This window comes from Paenibacillus agricola (assembly GCF_011440305.1).
GTDB lineage: Bacteria > Bacillota > Bacilli > Paenibacillales > NBRC-103111 > Paenibacillus_S > Paenibacillus_S agricola.
Window position 1 is genome coordinate 492,020 of the sequence record NZ_JAAOIW010000004.1, and the last position, 18,951, is coordinate 510,970.

21 protein-coding genes are annotated in these 18,951 nt (G+C 45.2%); 6 read left to right on the forward strand and 15 right to left on the reverse strand.

Annotated elements, in window-relative coordinates; all coding sequences use genetic code 11:
- Positions 1-165 precede the first annotated feature (165 nt).
- Positions 166-594 (forward strand): pyridoxamine 5'-phosphate oxidase family protein, encoded by a 429-nt coding sequence (locus G9U52_RS13740; protein WP_166150341.1) that lies wholly within the window; start codon positions 166-168, stop codon positions 592-594.
- 69 nt (positions 595-663) lie between these two features.
- Here G9U52_RS13740 and G9U52_RS13745 read toward each other — a convergent pair whose 3' ends face one another.
- The 4 genes from G9U52_RS13745 to G9U52_RS13760 all read right to left on the reverse strand — a co-directional run bounded on the left by G9U52_RS13745 (position 664) and on the right by G9U52_RS13760 (position 3,121).
- Entirely contained in the window at positions 664-945 is a 282-nt protein-coding gene (locus tag G9U52_RS13745; protein ID WP_166150343.1) for a late competence development ComFB family protein, read from the reverse strand.
- Positions 946-959: 14 nt separating this feature from the next.
- Positions 960-1,355, reverse strand: a complete 396-nt coding sequence (locus G9U52_RS13750; RefSeq protein WP_166150345.1) for a DUF3397 domain-containing protein — start codon at positions 1,353-1,355, stop codon at positions 960-962.
- Positions 1,356-1,375: 20 nt separating this feature from the next.
- Positions 1,376-2,368, reverse strand: coding sequence for a ketopantoate reductase family protein (locus G9U52_RS13755; protein WP_166150347.1), 993 nt, complete (start codon positions 2,366-2,368; stop codon positions 1,376-1,378).
- Between the two features lie 105 nt (positions 2,369-2,473).
- Entirely contained in the window at positions 2,474-3,121 is a 648-nt protein-coding gene (locus G9U52_RS13760; RefSeq protein WP_166150349.1) for an RsfA family transcriptional regulator, read from the reverse strand.
- A gap of 362 nt (positions 3,122-3,483) precedes the next feature.
- On the opposite strand from G9U52_RS13760, the gene G9U52_RS13765 reads away from it, so the two are divergent.
- Entirely contained in the window at positions 3,484-3,714 is a 231-nt protein-coding gene (locus G9U52_RS13765) for a DUF2626 domain-containing protein (protein WP_166150351.1), read from the forward strand.
- 53 nt (positions 3,715-3,767) lie between these two features.
- Here the strand turns inward: G9U52_RS13765 and G9U52_RS13770 are convergent, their stop codons facing one another.
- Positions 3,768-4,895 (reverse strand): class I SAM-dependent methyltransferase, encoded by a 1,128-nt coding sequence (locus G9U52_RS13770; RefSeq protein ID WP_311764860.1) that lies wholly within the window; start codon positions 4,893-4,895, stop codon positions 3,768-3,770.
- Between the two features lie 264 nt (positions 4,896-5,159).
- Here G9U52_RS13770 and G9U52_RS13775 point away from each other — a divergent pair, with 264 nt between their 5' ends.
- The 3 genes from G9U52_RS13775 (at position 5,160) to G9U52_RS13785 (ending at position 7,861) form a co-directional block, all read left to right on the forward strand.
- Positions 5,160-6,035 (forward strand): hypothetical protein, encoded by an 876-nt coding sequence (locus G9U52_RS13775; RefSeq protein ID WP_207952947.1) that lies wholly within the window; start codon positions 5,160-5,162, stop codon positions 6,033-6,035.
- Positions 6,036-6,155: 120 nt separating this feature from the next.
- On the forward strand, positions 6,156-7,265 hold the full coding sequence (locus G9U52_RS13780; protein WP_166150355.1) for a hypothetical protein: 1,110 nt from the start codon (positions 6,156-6,158) through the stop codon (positions 7,263-7,265).
- Positions 7,266-7,297: 32 nt separating this feature from the next.
- Positions 7,298-7,861, forward strand: coding sequence for a hypothetical protein (locus G9U52_RS13785; protein ID WP_166150357.1), 564 nt, complete (start codon positions 7,298-7,300; stop codon positions 7,859-7,861).
- 511 nt (positions 7,862-8,372) lie between these two features.
- Here G9U52_RS13785 and G9U52_RS13790 read toward each other — a convergent pair.
- Positions 8,373-9,704: a PhoH family protein gene (locus G9U52_RS13790; RefSeq protein WP_166150359.1), complete on the reverse strand. Its 1,332-nt coding sequence runs from the start codon at positions 9,702-9,704 to the stop codon at positions 8,373-8,375.
- 105 nt (positions 9,705-9,809) lie between these two features.
- Between G9U52_RS13790 and G9U52_RS13795 the strand changes: the two genes are divergently transcribed.
- Positions 9,810-10,355, forward strand: a complete 546-nt coding sequence (locus G9U52_RS13795) for a YhcN/YlaJ family sporulation lipoprotein (RefSeq protein WP_166150361.1) — start codon at positions 9,810-9,812, stop codon at positions 10,353-10,355.
- 39 nt (positions 10,356-10,394) lie between these two features.
- Here G9U52_RS13795 and G9U52_RS13800 read toward each other — a convergent pair whose 3' ends face one another.
- The 9 genes from G9U52_RS13800 to G9U52_RS40880 form a co-directional block, all read right to left on the reverse strand.
- The gene (locus tag G9U52_RS13800) at positions 10,395-10,847 is read right to left on the reverse strand and encodes a pyridoxamine 5'-phosphate oxidase family protein (RefSeq protein WP_166150363.1); all 453 of its coding nucleotides are present in this window, start codon (positions 10,845-10,847) and stop codon (positions 10,395-10,397) included.
- 118 nt (positions 10,848-10,965) lie between these two features.
- Positions 10,966-11,271: a hypothetical protein gene (locus G9U52_RS13805; protein ID WP_166150365.1), complete on the reverse strand. Its 306-nt coding sequence runs from the start codon at positions 11,269-11,271 to the stop codon at positions 10,966-10,968.
- Position 11,272: 1 nt separating this feature from the next.
- The gene (locus tag G9U52_RS13810; RefSeq protein ID WP_166150367.1) at positions 11,273-11,728 is read right to left on the reverse strand and encodes a hypothetical protein; all 456 of its coding nucleotides are present in this window, start codon (positions 11,726-11,728) and stop codon (positions 11,273-11,275) included.
- 20 nt (positions 11,729-11,748) lie between these two features.
- Entirely contained in the window at positions 11,749-12,024 is a 276-nt protein-coding gene (locus G9U52_RS13815; protein WP_166150369.1) for a YlaH-like family protein, read from the reverse strand.
- 741 nt (positions 12,025-12,765) lie between these two features.
- Complete coding sequence (gene typA / locus G9U52_RS13820) at positions 12,766-14,613, reverse strand: translational GTPase TypA (RefSeq protein WP_166150371.1); 1,848 nt, start codon at positions 14,611-14,613, stop codon at positions 12,766-12,768.
- Positions 14,614-14,817: 204 nt separating this feature from the next.
- Positions 14,818-15,486 carry a TerC family protein gene (locus G9U52_RS13825; RefSeq protein WP_166150373.1) on the reverse strand — a complete coding sequence of 223 codons (669 nt, stop codon included), beginning with the start codon at positions 15,484-15,486 and terminating at the stop codon, positions 14,818-14,820.
- A 79-nt stretch (positions 15,487-15,565) separates the two neighbouring features.
- Complete coding sequence (gene thiI / locus G9U52_RS13830; RefSeq protein ID WP_166150375.1) at positions 15,566-16,768, reverse strand: tRNA uracil 4-sulfurtransferase ThiI; 1,203 nt, start codon at positions 16,766-16,768, stop codon at positions 15,566-15,568.
- A 4-nt stretch (positions 16,769-16,772) separates the two neighbouring features.
- Positions 16,773-17,963, reverse strand: a complete 1,191-nt coding sequence (locus tag G9U52_RS13835) for a cysteine desulfurase family protein (protein WP_166150377.1) — start codon at positions 17,961-17,963, stop codon at positions 16,773-16,775.
- Positions 17,964-18,079: 116 nt separating this feature from the next.
- The gene (locus G9U52_RS40880; RefSeq protein ID WP_279538620.1) at positions 18,080-18,793 is read right to left on the reverse strand and encodes a lytic transglycosylase domain-containing protein; all 714 of its coding nucleotides are present in this window, start codon (positions 18,791-18,793) and stop codon (positions 18,080-18,082) included.
- Positions 18,794-18,951 lie beyond the last annotated feature (158 nt).

Genomic DNA, 18,951 nt, shown 5'->3' on the forward strand with positions numbered 1-18,951 from the left:
ATTATGTATCTACTTGATTGTACACATGTTCAATGAAATCGTCAAAAGCATAACCGGCAAAATACAACAATTTTCAAGCCTACGTTTCAAAACCGACTCTTTTGGGGTATTTTATATAAGCACAGCAATCTAAAGAATCACTATCCGGGAAGGGAGTTTTTACTTATGGTACAAGGAGTAAAAGACCAACAGCTTCAGGAAAAAATTCTAAAGGCGCTCGATAGCCATCCCATTTGTTCATTCGCAACGATTGAGGGCAATAAACCTAAAGTCCGTTACATGGCGCTCTTCAATGACGAGCTAACCATTTATTTGGCTACGAATAAAAAAACACATAAGGTTGAAGAGCTTCAACAAAACCCTAATGTCCACATCTTAACTGGCTTTGACGGGAAACCTTCGTCGATCATTTTACAGATTGAAGGAACCGCCAAGCTTTCCCAGAATGAAGAGCTGAAGGAAAAGCTGTGGCAAAAAGATTTTGATCAATGGTTTGATGGCAAGCGTGACCCTAATTATGCTGTCATTGAAATCACACCAACTATGATTGAATATACGGACGGCGAAGGCAAGCCCGAGGTTTGGCAAGGCTAATCTATTTCCCCAGCATAGCTGGCAAACAGACCGTGTCCCATGGGGCGCGGTCTTTCCATATATTTTTTGTTACTTTTGGCTTAAATCCGATGGCCGTTCTGAATGCTGCACCTTATCTATCGCATAAGATAATTCACGGAAAACATCCGTTTCCATTTGCGATCTCAATTGCGTTTTGGCAAAAACCTCACCTTGCTGCGTAGATACATATTTAGCAGGCAAACGATTTAATACAATTGCCATCACATCGCTTTGCTCTTTCTCTACAAGAGTCAAACCACCTGCTTGATGTTGCATCAAATCTTTTAGGCAGCTCTTCACTATATCTTCCATTAGGTTATGTACTTCCATAAATTAATCCCCCTCTAGCTAGTTATCATATATGTGACAATGGCGATACAAAGAAGAAGTATGTAACTGGCCGATAAAAAAATAAAACTAAACCGCAGCAGCGTTTTTGCCAGCTTCCAGGGATTTACTTTACCCTTAGTCCGATTCTGCAGGCTGCCGACCAGTCCACATACAATTAATAACACCAGAACAACCGCCCAAAAGCCGAAGTCTGTTTGAAATATTCGTTTGCTGACCAAGGACACGGAGCCTATTAAAAACAAGGCGGTTACATCGATCGATCGATGCGTCGCTATTCGTTTATCACGTGTAAATCCGTATACAATCCCCCATACTAACAAAAATGGGATGAAGGGTAGCACAGCCATTAGACTATACACCATTTGTAGCCAATCTACCAACCCGCTCATAGCAGACCACCTGCTTTATTTTATATTATTTCCCATTGCTGTTCAATGGAACGAATCATATAGTACAGAGCGGCGTGTGTGGGAAGCGGTAACGCTATTTGCTGGGCTTCTCTTAATAATCCGCCGGTGATGGCTTCGATCTCGGTTAATCTGCCAGCCTTTATATCCTGTAGCATGGAAGATTCGTTATCGGCGGTACGGGTACAAACGATTCCAATTTGCTCCCATAAATCAGCAGAAAGTTGTATCCCCAATTGCTCCGCCAACATTGAGCCTTCCTCATATAAAGTGCGCATTAATGGCAAAAGCGCAGGTAAGTCCGGAAGCAACCCGTTACGAAGCTGTAAAATAGCGGTTAGAGGATTAATCACTGCATTGATTAACAGCTTGTCCCAAACTTTGCTATTGATGTTGTTCGACATCAAAGCGCTGAATCCTGCATCAATCAACAGATTGTGCAGAATGTTTCCGATATGCACATCGTCCTGCGAGATGCTAGAGCCATAGTGGCTGCCAAGCCATGTGGTTCCCTTCCCTGTATGCTTGACATGGCGCGGTGAGCTTTTAAATGCTCCTTCCGTCGTTACGGCACTCCATATTTGCTCCATGGGGATATATCGGCGCAGTACCTCGATATGGCCAATTCCGTTTTGAAAGCAGACCAAATGTGTCGATGGTGGGGTCAGCTGCTTGGCTAACTGCTGCGCGAGTAGGTCTGTAATGGCTGTTTGTTTTAGCATAAGCCATAAGTACGTCGGTTCTACAGCAATTCCAGGAGATCTGTCCGATTCCGTCCTTGGACCCAGCTCCTCAAAGGTATAGGCTGGAATATGTAAAAGCTGATTGATATCCAAGCCGTCTGGTCCCTTTTCTGTCAGGATTAAGCCCAATCTATCGATCTCTTCTGCTTGCTCAAAGCTACGCGTTACCAGCTCAACCTTTTGCCCTGCAAGGAACAACCGCGCGGCAACCATCATGCCTAATGCACCTGCACCAATTATCTTTATTTTCATGTGCTCCTCCCCTCTATTTTTATAACCCAAGCTGAGCTAAATTTATCATAGCAGACTGCCAGACACAAACAAAACCCTGCAAGCAAGATGCCTGCAGGGTACCTCTCAATCTATTCTCTCTAAATTACCATTGGCATCCATTTTAAAACGTGCCTTATGCTCATCCTCTTCCTCCACAAGAAAAGCCAGCTTACGGGCACGGTCCATAATTTGGATCAACGCTTTATAATCATCATTGACGACACGATAATCGGTTTCAACTACATTGACCTGCTTGTTTAATACATCGTTATCTTTGCGCAGCCTATCAAGCTCATCCTGCTTTTCATATAACTCTTTTTCCAAGTGGCGGATGTGCCTGGACATTTCCTGGTAGCTGCCTTTCCATTGGCGCAAAAAACGAATAACAGCTTCCATCGAGATCGATTCCTCGGTGAACGATTCATTGACTCTGCTTCCGACCCCATGCTCTAGCAATGCCGTGTGGCTAGATACGGCCGCATAAGTGGAATGCTTTTTTAGCTGATTGCGTTTTTGGCGCTGGGTTTTGGCATTTTGAATCGCATCCTCATACTTTTTCCTAACATAGCTGTTCCAGCGAAAGCCACAGGCAGCTGAAGTTCTACCTATTTTCTCGCCCACCTCTTCAAAAGCGGATAGCTGTGTGCTGCCTTCACGTATATGTCGCAGCGTTACTTCCGCTAGCATCAAATCATCCTCTTCGCTCCAAGCATCCTGTCTGATTACTGTCATACAATAGCAGTCCTCCTAGCCCTGGTTAATCAAACATCCATCTATCAAAGTAAGACGTGGAATGTTGCGTTATTTAATCTCTATGCCCATAATAGAATTCATAGAATCGTTTTCTACTATTTTGTATTGCCATTTTTAGTGGGACTCATACGTTGGGCCCTTAAATCGCCCCTAACTTAAATGTTTAAATTTCGTCACTGTTTGGACGTTTACACCAAAGGACTGTGCGGGTATAATATTGAATAGTGAACTAATGTAAGAAACTTTGGGGAATACTAGCTTTCGAAGTCAATTTTCTTTGAAAATTTAGTTATCGCTTACGAAGTAAGTTTTTCTTGGAAAAACTAATAGGGGGTGCAAATATGGATCGGATGTTTCGCGTTCTTGGATTTTGGACGCTCATTATCGGATTAATGGCTTTAGCTGGCGGGATGGTTCCCATGGCCATGATCTTCTTCGCTCAAACCGTAATCTTCATGCTCTTGGGCTATTTGGGATTATCCGAACGTACCTACATATTGCTTTTCTGGGGGTACATGGTTATTTCATTTACCGGTTTTACGTATTGGTCTTTCTTCAGAATGTCCGTCTAATCGGCTTTGGATGTTTAACCAGTGTAGAACGAGGGAAAAAAGGTGAACTGCTTTTACAGCGGTTCACCTTTTTTCTGTACCAACACCTTAAACAACTCGCTCATCTGGTCGCTCAGCAAAAGCTGACGGACGGCACGGTTGCGCCGGGCAGCAGGGCTAAAAGGATCGGTTGAGCTCGTATTTTGCAGCTTGTCCAACAAGCCGTTACTGACCAAAAATTGCTTTTGCGTCAATAAGATTTCAGCCTCTAAGCCTACATCAAGCCCCGCCTCTGCAAGCGCCGTGAAATTGACATGGGCAGTAAGGTCCTGCAGTCCCGGCGCAGCGTAAGGGTTATCCGCGGCTGTATGGTTCTGGTAGCACATCAGTGTTCCATTCATACGGTGCTCCGCAACGATTTCTTCCGCACAATCGCCATAATCAATGCTCAGCAGTTGTCCATTGCCCAGGGCATGGCCTATTCGGCTTATCCAATGCAGAGCCTCAAGATTAATTTCCAGACGTTGCCGATGATGCAGCTGTACAGGGATATGTTGAAGGTACTTCCTAAGTGGGCTCTCCGCATGAATAGCAACCAGTTTTTCCTGAAAGCAGGCTTTTGTTTCCTCCCACTCTACCCAGATCTCCATGGGCTCATCTTTCAGCATCTGAATACGATGTACAGGTAAGGCATCAACAAATTCATTTGAGAAAACGATGGTATCCGTCCATGGCCCTCCAGCCAACCATTGCTCCTCCGACATCCACCTGACACGTCCCGCCGCCTCATGCTCCAATAAGCTTGTTGCCTGCAGACTTTGATGGTGAGGGCTAATCTCCACAGAAATATAGTGGATTCTCTCATAGACATCCGAATAATTGAGCTTAAGCTCATCAAGGAGCTGCTTGGCCAATCCCCCATTGCCCCCACCCCATTCCACACAGGTGAGACGCTTTATGGAACCATTGATACGTGCTTGTCCCGCCATATATTGGGCTAATACCTCACCAAACAGCCCCCCAATCGACGTACTTGTATAAAAATCACCTTTTTTTCCAACCTTCTCTTTATCACTGCAATAATATCCATAATCAGGATGGTACAAGCACAGCTCCATATACTCGCGAAAGGAAATAGCCTGTTCGGAGCTCATCTTCATACGTTCTATAATCACTTCTTGAAGCCTTTGATTCTCTACCACAAACGTACACCACCATCTAATAAAATAATTTAGTTGTTCGATTAACGAGGATTAAGGGTAAGGATATAAAGCACTCGATTAAGTAAAGACAAACGAGCCCAAAGTCGTTATAATAGGTTAGATCCTAAATTGCAGCAGAATTGGAAGGAGTACATAGCTTTGTCCAGACTACAATCAATAAGACACAAATTTCCTACTTTTGCCCCACTTTTATTATCGATCAGCTTTCTACTACTCCTAAACGGATGTACAGACTATAAACAGTTGAAAACCGATCTCCTGTCGGCGGTCTCCAAGCAAGAGCAAGTGAAAAGCTATCAATTTAAAGGCTCAATTGAGCTTAAAGCAGACGGTTCTTTAATGGGAGGAGCTACTAGTCCAATGGCTGCCGCGATGTTTGCTTTTCTTAAAGAGAGCAAAGTCGAATATAGTGGTTTAACCACACTTGAGCCTGCACAAATGGAAGCAGCCTTCAAAGTGACCCCTACAGGTAGCAGCAATATCGATATTCCTGTTCTAATTAAGGATAACAAATTGTTTTTCCATATTCCAGCCTTAAATAAAGACGAGGAGTATTTGATGCTCCCCATCCAAAATAAGCAAGGTGCTGCGGCAGCGATTCCGGCAGATGCCCTCAAGAATCCAGGACAGCTAGCTACCAGCCTCAATACACTGTTAGTAAGCGGCATTAATCCTGAATGGCTGCAAAATTCCAAGGATCCCGTTCAGTTGCCTGATGGATCCAGCTCCAAAAGGATTACACTGGACATCAACAAAAAGAACGAGCAAGCATTTAATGATTATTGGAGCCAATCACTCCCAGGCCTAATGGACGTATTTAAATCAAACGGGCTTATTTCTGCGACAGCCCTGGATGCCTGGCAAAAAACGTTAAAACAAGTTCAGTTCCGCACGCCATCCACCATCTCTTTTTTAATTGATGAGCAAGGCTTTATCCATGAACAAAATTGGAGCCTGAGCTTTACGGCCAACGGAAGTACGAATATCAATCATCTGGCCTGGACGCAAACTTTATCCGATTTGAACCAAACACCAGCCTTTACGAAAGAAGTTCCAGCCAAACAGAAATCCGTTGAAGACCTTCTTAAGCTTATCAATCCGGCAGCAGCCAAAAAATAAATGTTTCTTCTTTACTCTCCTACTTCTTCCTCGGAAGAAGTATTTTTTTATCCTTTTTCTCATACAGTTGTGTTAGTCTAAAAGAAGACCGTCAGGGTTTTAGTATAGGAGGAAACATCCATGAGGTCTTTATATCGTGTAGCTGGTATCCTTTTATTGTGTGTATGGCTAGGTGGATCCCCTTGGCTCCGTGTATACGCGGCTAATGACGATGAGATCAAACTTTTGATGCAAAAAGGGTTAACCGTCTTTGAAATAGACCAAGAGCTAGCGAGAATACAAGTTGAGGAAAAAAGTCTCGTTCAGCAATCAGCTGTAACTGAGCAAGAGCTTGAACTGCAAACCATCAGGTCTGAACAAACCAAACGCCATGCAGCCAAGGTGCTTCGTGCTTACTATATGGGGGATCGTGACTCCCTTTGGATGCTGCTGTTCACCATCTCTTCTTTTAAAGATGCAATTGCTACGCTTGATTACTTACAGATGATTATTAATAATGACCAAGAGTCATTAAAGAGGCATAGTGACAACCAGCAGCAGCTAACCACAATAAAACAATCCTTAGCTACCTCCCAAGCCGCTCTTCAGCAAACCAAAGCACGCTACCTTTCCCAAAGGGAACAGATGGTCAGGCTGCAAGGCGAGATTGACGAAAATTTATCCAAGCAGCAGGAATCCACACTCATCCTTCAGCAAATGGCACAGCTAACCTTATTGTGGCAGGAAAAAGGAGTACCTTTATTTAAAACCTATTTCCAAGCGCTTTCGATAGCTATGAAGCAGCTGCCGGAAATTATTTCAGCGGATAACAACGGAGGAGGAGCGAAGCATTTAATTATTAACGGCTTCCAGTATACCTTTCAAATCACTGACGGGGAATTAAATGAATTTTTGCGTTCAAAAAACAAATTGTTCCACAATATGACCTTTCGTTTCACCGACACCGAGGTGATTGCTTCTGGCGTCCAGGAAGGTATGGAAATTAGTATAAAAGGCAAATATTCGATGGTGGCGAGTGGTGAAGGGGCAAATAAAGGCAAGGCCTTTATTCGCTTTACGATCACCGAGCTCCTATTTAATGGCTTTGAATTGCCACATTCCACGATTGCAGCGATGGAGCAGGAAATTGACCTGGGCATCTATCCACAAAATTTGGCACCTTTTTTAGTGGTAACTGGACTGAAGCTGGAAACAGGCAAGTTAAGTATTCTGCTCAAAATGGTATTCTAACTCTAATAGGTGACGACAAGGATGTGTAGTCGATGGGAAATCAACGAAATGATGTGCGGGATCTACAAGATAACGTGGCTGAAACCAAATATGCGCTATTGATGGAAACGGCTGATCAGGTGGATGGCGAGACATTTATTGACATATGGGAACATTTGTCTGGCCAGTCTAGCGGTAAAGCAGAATTGTTCGACCATGACGCGGATTTACTCATTTTCTCTACAGTCCATGACTGTGAGGCGGCTCAATTGCTCATCGAAGCCTATTTTATGCGGCCTCTCGAAACCTTGCTACTCCTGCTGCTTCCTGACAAAGCGGATCTACGCAAGGAATTTACGGATTACGGCTTTATAAGCCACTCCAGCCATCCATACGTTTATGCGGATAGCGCTTTCTTATTTTCTATCCAAGGAGATGATCCGGGTGCCCAGCCCTATCAGGCTTTTGAGCAGATGGACGAGCATTTGCTGGCTTCATTCAGTAAAAACAAGGTATCGATCTTTATAGCTGACAGGCAGTCAGATGAGCTTATGAAACGGATTGCCCGAGCTTATCGCTGCTCGATAACACAGCTTTATCCATCGGTAGATATTTAGCAAATCTGCCGGTCGTGTTCTTTTCCAGCCACGTCATTGTAACCTGCCAAGATTATAAGAAAAACCGTCCGAAGACATCGGACGATCCTTTGATGTGCTGACCGCTACCTTTGTAATGCGAGGATATGGGTATGGGATTCCGGTCGTGTTGAAGTTCGTATTCCTTGAATTTATGGCTTCCAGCGGTTGGAACACGAACTTCAAAAGGCGAACGCTATCGCTCCTCCACCCCATACCCATTTGTCCCCTTTCATTCTTTTTGAGTTTCCTCCCACTTCTTACCCCAAGGTCTTCAATCTTGTATTCATAACCGTGAACCCCTTTGTAGTACTCCGGATACATGCTGCCTCTGCAATCGAAAATATTTGCTTGAGTAGGTTCGATTCTTAAATAAAAAAAACGCAGATAGAACTGGCTTTTAGCCGGTTCTACCTGCGCCTTTTTGCTATCGACAGCGAGACAATCCGCTTTCTATTTACCGAACGACCATCATTTTTAGCCGCGGCTTCTATTAGAGCAAATCTGCCGCAAGCTGCGCCAGATGGGAACGTTCCCCACGCTCTAGCGTAATATGACCGCTTATATTTTGATCCTTAAACCGCTCCACCACATAGGTCAATCCATTGCTGGATGCATCCAGGTATGGATGGTCAATTTGGTCAGGGTCGCCAAGCAGGACGATCTTGCTGTTTTCTCCTACGCGGGAAACGATGGTTTTGATCTCATGCTTCGATAAATTTTGTGCTTCGTCAATAATAATAAACTGACCGGGTATGGAACGGCCGCGAATATAGGTAAGGGCTTCAACCTGAATGCTGCCCAGGCCCGCCAAAATTTTCTCAATATCGCCTGGCTTTTTTGTATCAAACAAAAACTCCAGGTTATCATAAATCGGCTGCATCCACGGACGAAGCTTCTCGTCCTTCTCGCCTGGCAGGTAGCCGATGTCCTTACCCATCGGAACCACGGGCCTCGCAATCAGCAGCTTCTTGTATTTACGCTCATCCTCTACCTTCATAAGCCCTGCAGCCAATGTAAGCAGCGTCTTCCCCGTTCCGGCTTTGCCTGTTAAGGTGACGATTGGAATATCGTCATTAAGCAGAAGCTCAAGCGCCATCCGCTGTTGCGCGTTACGGGCGCCTATTCCCCATATCGGGTCATTGCTTAAGAATAAAGGTTCTAGCTTTTTGCCATCGGCATTCAGCTTAAGCAAAGCCGATTTGGAGGTACCCATCTCATCCTTCAAAATAACAAATTCATGCGGATGTAAGGGGTAAGCCAAATTCAACGAGCTTACGTTCAGCGTACGGTACGTATAAAACTCATCGATTACCGCAGGGTGGGCAAGTATCGTTAAATAGCCCGTGTACATATCCGGCATGTTGACGATCCGGTCTGTTAAATAATCCTGAGCGGTTAAGCCCAGTACATCCGCTTTAATACGGACTAGCATATCTTTACTAACAATCGCCACCGGCCTCGGCTCGGCTTTTTCCTGTTCTTCCATATGATAATTCAGGGCGACTGCCAGGATTCGGTTATCATTAGACGATTCTGCAAAAGTTTCTTGCAGCTTGGCAAAGCTGCGGTGATTTAATTCCACTTTTAATTTGCCGCCGCTTGGAAGCGGTATGCCTTCAAATAATCGACCCTGGGTTCTTAACCCATCCAGCATTCTTGAAATTTGTCTGGCATTACGCCCCAGTTCATCAGCATTTCGTTTCTTCGTATCAATCTCTTCTAGTACAGTTGCCGGGATAACGACCTCATTATCTTCAAACGCATAAATCGCATTCGGATCCTGTAACAGCACATTTGTATCCAGCACAAATATTTTTTTCATAGTAAGTCCCTCCCAAGTATGGTATTTCGTTCAATAACACATAGGAATCTGCTAGAAAGGACAAACTAAATTAAATTAGTAAGAGAAAGAAAGGAACGATAATTAATGAGACTATTGGTATTTAGTATCCTTTTGCTAGGGGTTTTGGCTGGCTGTAACAATTCTTCGCACGATGGAGCAGCACCTGCCCCTACGAATGAAACTAGCCAACAATTCCAGGCAAACCAAGCTGCTACCCAGAAAAAAGAAATTGTCGATAACCAAGCCATTGCCGAGCATTTGGAGCAGCTTGCCACTAGCATCCCACAGGTTGAAAGCGCCAAATGTGTCGTTATCGGCAATACAGCCGTTGTAGGCATTAACCTGCCAGGGGATATGGACCGTGCCAAAGTGGGCACCATTAAGTTATCTGTTGCTGAAGCCTTAAAAAAAGATCCTTATGGTGTTGATGCGATTGTAACCGCAGATATGGATCTATCCACCCGAATCAGCAAAGTCCGTGAGGAAATCCGAATAGGCCGGCCGGTTAGCGGTTTTGCCGAAGAAATGTCGGAAATTATCGGCCGTATCATTCCCCAGCTTCCAAGGGATGTAAGCCCCGTTCCCTCACCCAATAGTGAGGAGAACCAAATGTCGAATACGAACCTGTAAGCTCATAATGTGACAAAAAAGCCTAGATGCTTCAATCTTCTAGGCTTTTTTCATCGCAGCAAACACTTGAATATCCAGCTTCTCTGCTGCACGCTTATCATAGGTTTTTTCGTATTCGGGCGCTACAGAAATACGCGAGCCATAAAACATAGCGTCTCGAACCGACGTAATTTCAATATCTAAACAGGTTAATTTAAAGGGAACCTCTGGTAAAGCATCCGTTACAATCCGCGCGCTTCCATAAATAGCATGGACCGAGCCTACACCTACATAAGTCAAACTGAGTAATGGATTGCTTTTCAGATTGTTTAAAATCCGCGAACGTTGATCCACCGCAAAACGAACAGTACCCAGTTCTGTTGCATACAACCAAGAAATAGCATTCATACTTGGTGCGCCGGTTTCGAAGTCGATCGTACTAAGCAGCGCAAATGAGTCTTGTTGCAACGCTGCAAACAGTGGCTCCGGCAGTGCTGTGATGGTTTCTGCCATAGTTACCCCTCCTACAATATTACGTTTGGCAAGCTATGTTGCCACTCTATTATATCATAGGAGTTGCCCATCAACCACAGACAGTTGTGGATGTTGTCCTAGAGCCCAATTCCCCCTCCTATTCCTGAGGGGCTTCTGGCACCAGATAGCTATCATTGTTGTAAATCGGGTTCGAATTAATATCCGCCAGCAGCTGCTCCGCTGACTCCCTACTGAACATCAGCTTTTTGCTTATGCCGTCCAACTCATATGAAATATAGATCATTTCCTCATCCGTAATAGCTGCAAAGTCGGTCAATTTATGGTCGTCCCGCAAAATCTCCTCAAAAAAAAGCCGCGTTTCCTCCGCTGCATGATCATCCGTTCTCGCCTCAGCAACAATTTTGATTTGCAGCCAATTGAATAACGCATCTTCCAGCCTCAAACTAATCATCCTCCCGCAGCAAAATCATTTGGTTGCCTTGCTCTACCCAGTCCTGCATCGCCTTTAACCAGCTATCCTCCAAAGCTAAATCCAGCTCCGGTATAACCGCAATATTAAGCCTGGCGATATCGAGCCATTCTGTCATCTCTTTACGGTTAGGCAGCCGTCCCAAATAAGCCTCTGCACAATGGGAAAGCTCCAGGGCATCCTGACCAAATATAATCGGCTCCTCAATATAGTCGAGTTCAAATGGAAGCTCATCCACCCCACAAGCCGCTTCCGCTTCCTCACTCAGCAGCATATGAGATTTGAACAACAACAACATCCCTGGGTTCACAGCTTTCAGCAAAAACAAAAAGCGGTCCCTCGCATCCTCTGGCTCCAATGCAATACGCCCTGCTCCCAAAATCGTCTTTTGCCCTTCAATCCGAACGGGTGTAAGCCAATATATGCTCATCGCACTCACCTCAATACTAGCTATTGCTTCTTATTCAACCTGCGATCCTGAAAAAAATAACGAACCCGCACCATCAGCATCAATCCAATAGCTACCGCCAAGCAAGGTACAATCGGAAGCGCGCCCAATTGAAAAAGCAGCAGCATCCCAGCGCCTAACCCAAGCATTACATAAATAATTGCTTCCTTTAGAATCGGTAACCGGCGGGTCTTAAACACCTTATTATAAACATAAGTAATCATAACATAAATTAAAATAAACGTTATGAATGGGTACTCGCGAAACCATTCGGTCATGGGTAGTCCTCCTTTGAATAATTACGTTGGATTATGTCGCTACACAGCTGGGAGATACATATTGGATCATGTCGCTGCGCAGCTGGGATATTCCTCCGATTGCTGATGTTCAAGGATTTCTTCAATTTGAAAACATTTAGAGGTAGAAATCCATGAACAAAGGCACCGCTTCGCTATCTTCAGAACACCCCAGCCACTCCGCTAGTGATACAACGTATTATTAAAAACTGGATTCAAGAATTTTAAAGCCCTCAAATCATCATAAAACCTCAAATCTTAAGTTTAAGAATAAGACCATTTTACATGTATTCATTTAGCTAATAAAACCATTTTATGTGTTCTTGCCAGCATTTCCTGGTTAATCATTCCCGTCATTCCCGTCCGCATTTCCCTACATTTTAAAAAGAAAGCTCTGAATAATCAGAGCTTTCCTTAATTCTTATTCATTTATCTCCACAGCTCTAAAGACTGTGCTGTTTAAAGCTTTTATTAAAAGTAAGGCGTGTCCAGAGGGACGAAAGCGATTCCCACCACCAAAGCCCCTCCAAACCCACCAACCGTCCCTCTTCCCACAAAGCTCTTGCAGGAGAACAACAGTCTAGCGTGTCCGAAAGGACGAAAGCGATGTTCATCACGTACTTCCCTAGGTACATTCCCACTACCGCTCTCCACAACAAAGGGAGTCCAGAGGGTAAAGCCCTTTGGAGCCCTCCCTATAGGGAGGGTTTGGGAGGGTGTCCCTTATGCATTAGCTTCAGCAGTTTTACGTTGCTTAGCCGCACGTTCGCGTTCGCTCTTGTTCAGAAGCTTTTTGCGAAGACGAATCGACTTCGGTGTAATCTCACAAAGCTCATCATCATTCAAATATTCCAGTGCTTGCTCTAGTGTATACAAGCGTGGAGTTTTCATTCTTACGGTATCGTCTTTACCCGCGGAACGAATGTTGTTCAACTGCTTTTCTTTACAAATATTTACGATAATGTCGGTATCACGAGTATGCTCACCAACGATCATACCTTCATAAACCTCAGATCCCGGCTCTAAGAACAGAAGACCACGATCTTCTACGGAAAGGATACCGTATAAAGTAGTTACTCCGGCTTCACTCGAAACAAGCACGCCTTCATGACGTCCGCCAACACCAGCGCCATAGTAAGGACCATAGCTGTCAAATGCATGGTTCATTACGCCGTAGCCACGAGTCATGGACAAGAAGAATGTACGGTAGCCGATCAATCCACGTGCAGGAATCAAGAACTCCAAACGTACATTGCCTGATCCATTGTTAATCATGTTAACCATCTCGGCTTTACGTGCGCCAAGACTTTCCATAACAGAACCCATGCTTTCTTCTGGCGTATCGATAATAAGAAGCTCTACTGGCTCCATCTTTTGACCATCGATCATTTTAATAATGACCTCTGGCTTCGATACTTGAAGCTCAAAGCCTTCACGGCGCATATTTTCGATCAGAATACCCAAGTGAAGCTCTCCACGGCCTGATACGACAAATGCATCTGGGCTGTCTGTTTCTTCAACACGTAAGCTTACATCGGTTTCAAGCTCTTTAAACAAACGCTCACGTAATTTACGGGATGTAACCCATTTGCCTTCGCGTCCAGCAAAAGGACTGTTGTTCACAAGGAACGTCATTTGCAAAGTTGGCTCATCGATTTTTAATACTGGTAATGCTTCCGGATTATTCGGATCAGCGATAGTTTCGCCGATATTAATATCTTTAATACCGGAGAGTGCAATAATATCACCAGCCCCAGCTTGTTCAATTTCAATTCTCTTCAAGCCTACGAAGCCAAACAGCTTTTCAATACGGGCTTGTTTAACAATACCCTCGCGGTTAATAACAGCAACGGTTTGTCCTTGTTTAACAATACCACGGTTAAGACGACCAATAGCAATACGCCCTAAATACTCATTGTAATCCATAAGGGTTACCAAAAATTGCAATGGCTCATCAATGCTTTCTGTAGGTGCAGGGATCTTGCTGACTACAGTTTGAAAAATAGCTTCCATGTTGTTCTCTTGCTTCTCGACCTCTGGCTCCATACTTGAAGTTCCCATAAGTGCCGAAGCGTATACGACTGTGAAATCCAATTGCTCATCTGTTGCACCTAGCTCTATAAACAGATCCAATACCATATCCACAACCTCAGATGGGCGGGCAGCAGGACGGTCAATTTTGTTTAAAACGACAATCGGCTTCAAGTTTTGCTCTAATGCTTTGCGCAAAACGAATTTGGTTTGTGGCATGGTACCTTCAAAGGCATCAACGATCAATAGAACGCCGTCTACCATTTTCATAATACGTTCAACTTCACCGCCGAAATCGGCATGTCCCGGAGTATCAACAATGTTGATTAAATAATCTTTATAGTTGATGGCTGTATTTTTTGCCAAAATAGTAATACCACGTTCGCGCTCCAGATCGTTAGAATCCATAGCCCGTTCTTGAACTGCTTCATTAAGTCGGTACGTTCCCGATTGCTGAAGCATTTTGTCTACTAGTGTTGTTTTGCCGTGGTCAACGTGTGCAATAATCGCGATGTTGCGGATTTTGTCTCTTGAGTGCATGATTTCCCTAACCTCTCCTTGTTGACCCTCTCGCCCTACTCACCAAGGAGTGGCTGGAGCCCGTTCATAAAATAAGCGCCGGACATAAGCGCCGACGCTTGACATTTACCTGAATTATACCCGTAAAATGAATAAAAAGCAAGGTGCGACATGTCATTATACTTCAAACGCTTTCATTAGTCACGTTTTACTGAGATTTTTCGCTTAAAAATGATGTACTTTAGGCCGCAGCCATAATTTTCTCCATAAGCCCGCACCTATCACGATCAGCGTCGCCGCAATAGGAATGATCCAATGAGGGAAGCTTGAATCCAGCAAATCGATTACGACCTGATCCTTCAGGAACATCTCTCCGGCCGTATAGCCAAGCAAAGCCGCGCCTAAATATACGAATATCGGGTATTTCGTCAATAAGCTCATTACGATCGTGCTACCCCAAATAATAATGGGCACACTAAGCCCAATCCCCAATACAATGACAGCCATATTATTGTCTGCTTTAGCCGCTATCGCCAGTACGTTATCAAGACTCATCACAAAATCGGCCACGATAATCGTCCAAATGGCTTTTCCAAGTGTCGCGGCTCCCTTAATATCCGCCACCCCTTCATCTTCAATAAGAAGCTTGATTGCTATCCAGAAGAGCAGGATCGAGCCGAAGGCTTGGACAAAAGGAACGCTGAGTATAGATACCGCAATAATTGTCAAAATCACGCGCAACGCGATGGCGCCAAAGGCTCCCCACCAAATGGCAAGCCTTCGTTTGTCCGCAGGCAGATGTTTACTGGCCAGCGCGATCACCACGGCATTATCGCCACTAAGCACGATATTAATCAGCATAATTTGCAGGAATAACAAAAACCAATCAAGCATCAGTCGCTACCTCCTGAACACTTCACGGATAAAGACCTCACTGTCCCAATAGAATCTCCGTCTTGGAAGACTTCCAGCTTTAAAATAAAGAAGCGAATTGTTGCTTATCCTCTGCCCCTATCCATAGCTGCTCGGTAAGCCTAACCGCTTCATCCACCTCTGCATCCAGCCAAACCATGCTTTTTTCGATGCTTTCTACAATACGAAGGCTTGGATTGGTGCTCGGATGCGGCGGCATGAATAAGGTGCAGCAGTCCTCGTAGGGCTGGATCGAGATCGAGAAGGTATCGATCGTTTCAGCAATTCCGATTATTTCCTGCTTGCCCGTTGTAATTAACGGTTGAATAATCGGAAGCTGGATCGCCCGCCCTATCACATTCATACTGCCCAATGTTTGGCTGGCAACCTGCCCCAAGCTTTCGCCGGTTACGATAGCCATCGCCCCATTAGCCTCAGCCAGCTTTTCCGAGATCCGAAACATGGCGCGGCGCAGCAAAGTAATAAACAAGTCTTCGCGGTACACCTCGTGGATTCGGGTTTGGATGCTTGTTAAGGGAACCATATGCAGCTTGATCTCGCCAGCATAGCCACACAGCTTTCCAGCCAGCTCCTTAACCTTCTGCTGCGACCGCTCACTGGTGAAGGGATAGCTGTGAAAATGAATGGCTTCCAGCTTGAGGCCTTGGCGAAGCGCCAAAAAACCGGCAACAGGGCTATCGATTCCGCCCGATAACATCAGCATCGCCTTACCGTTGGTGCCGTAGGGAAATCCACCCATCCCTTTCACATTTTGCGAATAAATAAAAGCTAATTTCTCACGGAGCTCGACCTTAAGCTCCACCTTGGGATGGTTGACATTCACTTTCAGGGTTGGCATTGCCTTGAGCACATAACCTCCCACCAGCTTGTTCATTTCCTGAGAATCATAAAGAAAGCTTTTATTGACCCGCCGGACTGTCACCTTAAATTCGGCCTGCTCGTCCTCCAGGCCTTCCATAGCTGCCAAGGAGGTCGCTTGTATGGCCGCTAGCTCAAGCGGAGCCGTGAATACTGGGCTAAAGGATGCAAGGCCCAGTACCTTCTTTAAGCACGCCTGGATCGCCTCATAGGGCTCCTCATTTAAGTGTATGTAGATACGGCCGAATTCTAGTACAAAAGTAAGCTTGGGGTACGGCAATACAGCTTTTTTCACCTGCTCGAATACAACCTTCTCAAAGCGGCTGCGGTTTTTACCCTTTAACGTTAGCTCTCCGAGACGAAGCATAATAACATTGGGTTTCATGAAGCTACCTCCTTCTTCTGTTCTGCGGTCTTGGCTGTTGGGGAACAATAGAGGCTTTTAGCCGCTCTACGACCCTTTGTAGCCGCTCGCAAAAATATTCCGCATCATCCATCGTTTGTTCCAGCGAATAGCTAATACGGATGCCACTCGCTGCCCTGGCATCGTCAAAGCCCATCGCCTTGAGCACACGGCTTGGCTCACTCGATGAGGAAGAGCAAGCCGAGCGGCTCGACACATAAATCCCATGCTCCTCTAAAGCATGAACAAGCACCTCAGAGCGCATACCCGGAAATGAAAAATTGACGATATGAGGAGCCATTTCTGTTGGAAGCTCCGCTCCATTAAGCTGGAGCTCGGGTATTTCCCGAATTCCTTCGACAATCCGCTCACGCAGACGGCTAGTCTGTGCATAAAATGATGGCTGTGCCTCTGCAGACATCCGTATCGCCTTCGCCATGCCAACAAGCGCAGGCACATTCTCCGTGCCTGAGCGCTGCCCGCTTTCCTGGCCGCCTCCCCATAATAAAGCTGGAAGCTCCAGCCCTTGCCTAATATATAAAAATCCGGCACCCTTCGGGCCACGTAGCTTGTGTGCAGAGCAAGAAAGCAAATCAATCCGTAGCTCGGCAGGATAAAACTTAGGAAGCTTCCCGATAGCCTGCACCCCATCCACATGGAACAGGATCGTATTCGACCGCTTCTTCAGCATATCTCCAATACGAGCTATCGGTTGGATACGCCCCATTTCATTATTCACCGCCATAATACTAACCAATATGGTATCGTCGGTTAAAGCCTTCTCCAGCTCTTCTAGCTTCACCATCCCTGTAGAGTCAACCGGCAAATATGTCACTTGATAGCCTTGGCGCTCAAGCTCTTGAAAAGCAACATAAGCCGACGCATGTTCAATCTGCGTTGTGATTAGATGGTTACCGCGGTGCCGATAGCGGCGAGCGACCGACTGAATCGCCCAATTATTGCTTTCTGTGCCACCTGATGTAAAGCGGATTTCATCAGGCTGGCAACACAAGCCGTTCGCTATAACAGCTCGGGCCTGGCTCACCAGCTGCTCCGCCTCTACACCCATACGATGCAGGGAAGACGGATTGCCGTAATGCTTTTTCATGACTTCCGCCACCGAATCTACGACTTCATCGTACGGTGGTGTCGTTGCCGCATAGTCCAAATATAACATGCTTGTCCTGCCCTCCTCATCCCTACAATGCCCAATAATCGTCCACAAAAATAAGACCTAAGCAAGCCCTTTTTAATAAAAGGAGGCTTGCAGTAGGTCTTGGGGTTATCTAATCGTTATCCCTCATAATTGCGCTGCAAATTCAAAACCTTCGTTACATATTTCTGTGTTTCTTTAGGAAGCTCGCCCAATCTCTCTGCGAGATCTTGGTCATTAGCTATACCTAAGCGATCAATCCGCCCCGAACCTGCATTATAAGCGGCCAATGCTACACCTTGGTTGCCATCATATTTCTTCAACAGGTTCGATAAATATTTGGTTCCACCTTGGACATTTTGAGCGGGGTCAAACGGATCGTCAACACCTACGCTTCTGCCCGTTGCATCCATCAATTGCATCAAGCCTTTGGCTCCTGCATGTGAGACAGCCTTGGAATTAAAGGAGGACTCGGCATCGATAACCGCCTTTACCAAGCTTGGCTGCACATGGTTACGGCTACTGGCGTCATGAATCAGTTTATCCAAATCAGTTGCTATAGGTTTTTCGGCAGTTTTCTCTGACTGATACGAGCTGGCAGCAGCAAACAATGGATTCAAGCTTGCCGGCTTCAACGAAACTTTAGCTGCAAGGGCTGGTCCGAGATCTGCAACTGTCGAAACCTGTCCGATTCCACCATTGCCCGTTTGAGCGAGGATATCATTTAACAATTCGTTAAATCCATCCTGATCACTGCTTGTAGAAGCTCCCTTGCCGTCCTGGAACATATCCATTTTGCCTAAAAGCTGCATACGCAATAATTCCTTTAACATTCGAGGGTCAATATTACTCATAGAAGACAAGCTCCTTATTTTTACAGGTTGATACCTTATTGTACACTTAATTGACCAAGCCATCCACATAATTTCGCAAAAAAAACCAATAAAAAAACAAGCCCGAAGGCTTGCCGCTAAAAATGTTGCTAAGGTCTTACTGAGAGCTTACTGAAACT

Excerpts from the sequence above, each read along its gene's own strand:
- G9U52_RS13740 (WP_166150341.1), top strand. The coding sequence starts at position 166 with ATGGTACAAGGAGTAAAAGACCAACAGCTTCAGGAAAAAATTCTAAAG.
- G9U52_RS13745 (WP_166150343.1), bottom strand. The coding sequence starts at position 945 with ATGGAAGTACATAACCTAATGGAAGATATAGTGAAGAGCTGCCTAAAA.
- G9U52_RS13750 (WP_166150345.1), bottom strand. The coding sequence starts at position 1,355 with ATGAGCGGGTTGGTAGATTGGCTACAAATGGTGTATAGTCTAATGGCT.
- G9U52_RS13755 (WP_166150347.1), bottom strand. The coding sequence starts at position 2,368 with ATGAAAATAAAGATAATTGGTGCAGGTGCATTAGGCATGATGGTTGCC.
- G9U52_RS13760 (WP_166150349.1), bottom strand. The coding sequence starts at position 3,121 with ATGACAGTAATCAGACAGGATGCTTGGAGCGAAGAGGATGATTTGATG.
- G9U52_RS13765 (WP_166150351.1), top strand. The coding sequence starts at position 3,484 with ATGGATCGGATGTTTCGCGTTCTTGGATTTTGGACGCTCATTATCGGA.
- G9U52_RS13780 (WP_166150355.1), top strand. The coding sequence starts at position 6,156 with ATGAGGTCTTTATATCGTGTAGCTGGTATCCTTTTATTGTGTGTATGG.
- G9U52_RS13785 (WP_166150357.1), top strand. The coding sequence starts at position 7,298 with ATGGGAAATCAACGAAATGATGTGCGGGATCTACAAGATAACGTGGCT.
- G9U52_RS13790 (WP_166150359.1), bottom strand. The coding sequence starts at position 9,704 with ATGAAAAAAATATTTGTGCTGGATACAAATGTGCTGTTACAGGATCCG.
- G9U52_RS13795 (WP_166150361.1), top strand. The coding sequence starts at position 9,810 with ATGAGACTATTGGTATTTAGTATCCTTTTGCTAGGGGTTTTGGCTGGC.
- G9U52_RS13800 (WP_166150363.1), bottom strand. The coding sequence starts at position 10,847 with ATGGCAGAAACCATCACAGCACTGCCGGAGCCACTGTTTGCAGCGTTG.
- G9U52_RS13810 (WP_166150367.1), bottom strand. The coding sequence starts at position 11,728 with ATGAGCATATATTGGCTTACACCCGTTCGGATTGAAGGGCAAAAGACG.
- G9U52_RS13815 (WP_166150369.1), bottom strand. The coding sequence starts at position 12,024 with ATGACCGAATGGTTTCGCGAGTACCCATTCATAACGTTTATTTTAATT.
- typA (WP_166150371.1), bottom strand. The coding sequence starts at position 14,613 with ATGCACTCAAGAGACAAAATCCGCAACATCGCGATTATTGCACACGTT.
- G9U52_RS13825 (WP_166150373.1), bottom strand. The coding sequence starts at position 15,486 with ATGCTTGATTGGTTTTTGTTATTCCTGCAAATTATGCTGATTAATATC.
- thiI (WP_166150375.1), bottom strand. The coding sequence starts at position 16,768 with ATGAAACCCAATGTTATTATGCTTCGTCTCGGAGAGCTAACGTTAAAG.
- G9U52_RS13835 (WP_166150377.1), bottom strand. The coding sequence starts at position 17,963 with ATGTTATATTTGGACTATGCGGCAACGACACCACCGTACGATGAAGTC.
- G9U52_RS40880 (WP_279538620.1), bottom strand. The coding sequence starts at position 18,793 with ATGAGTAATATTGACCCTCGAATGTTAAAGGAATTATTGCGTATGCAG.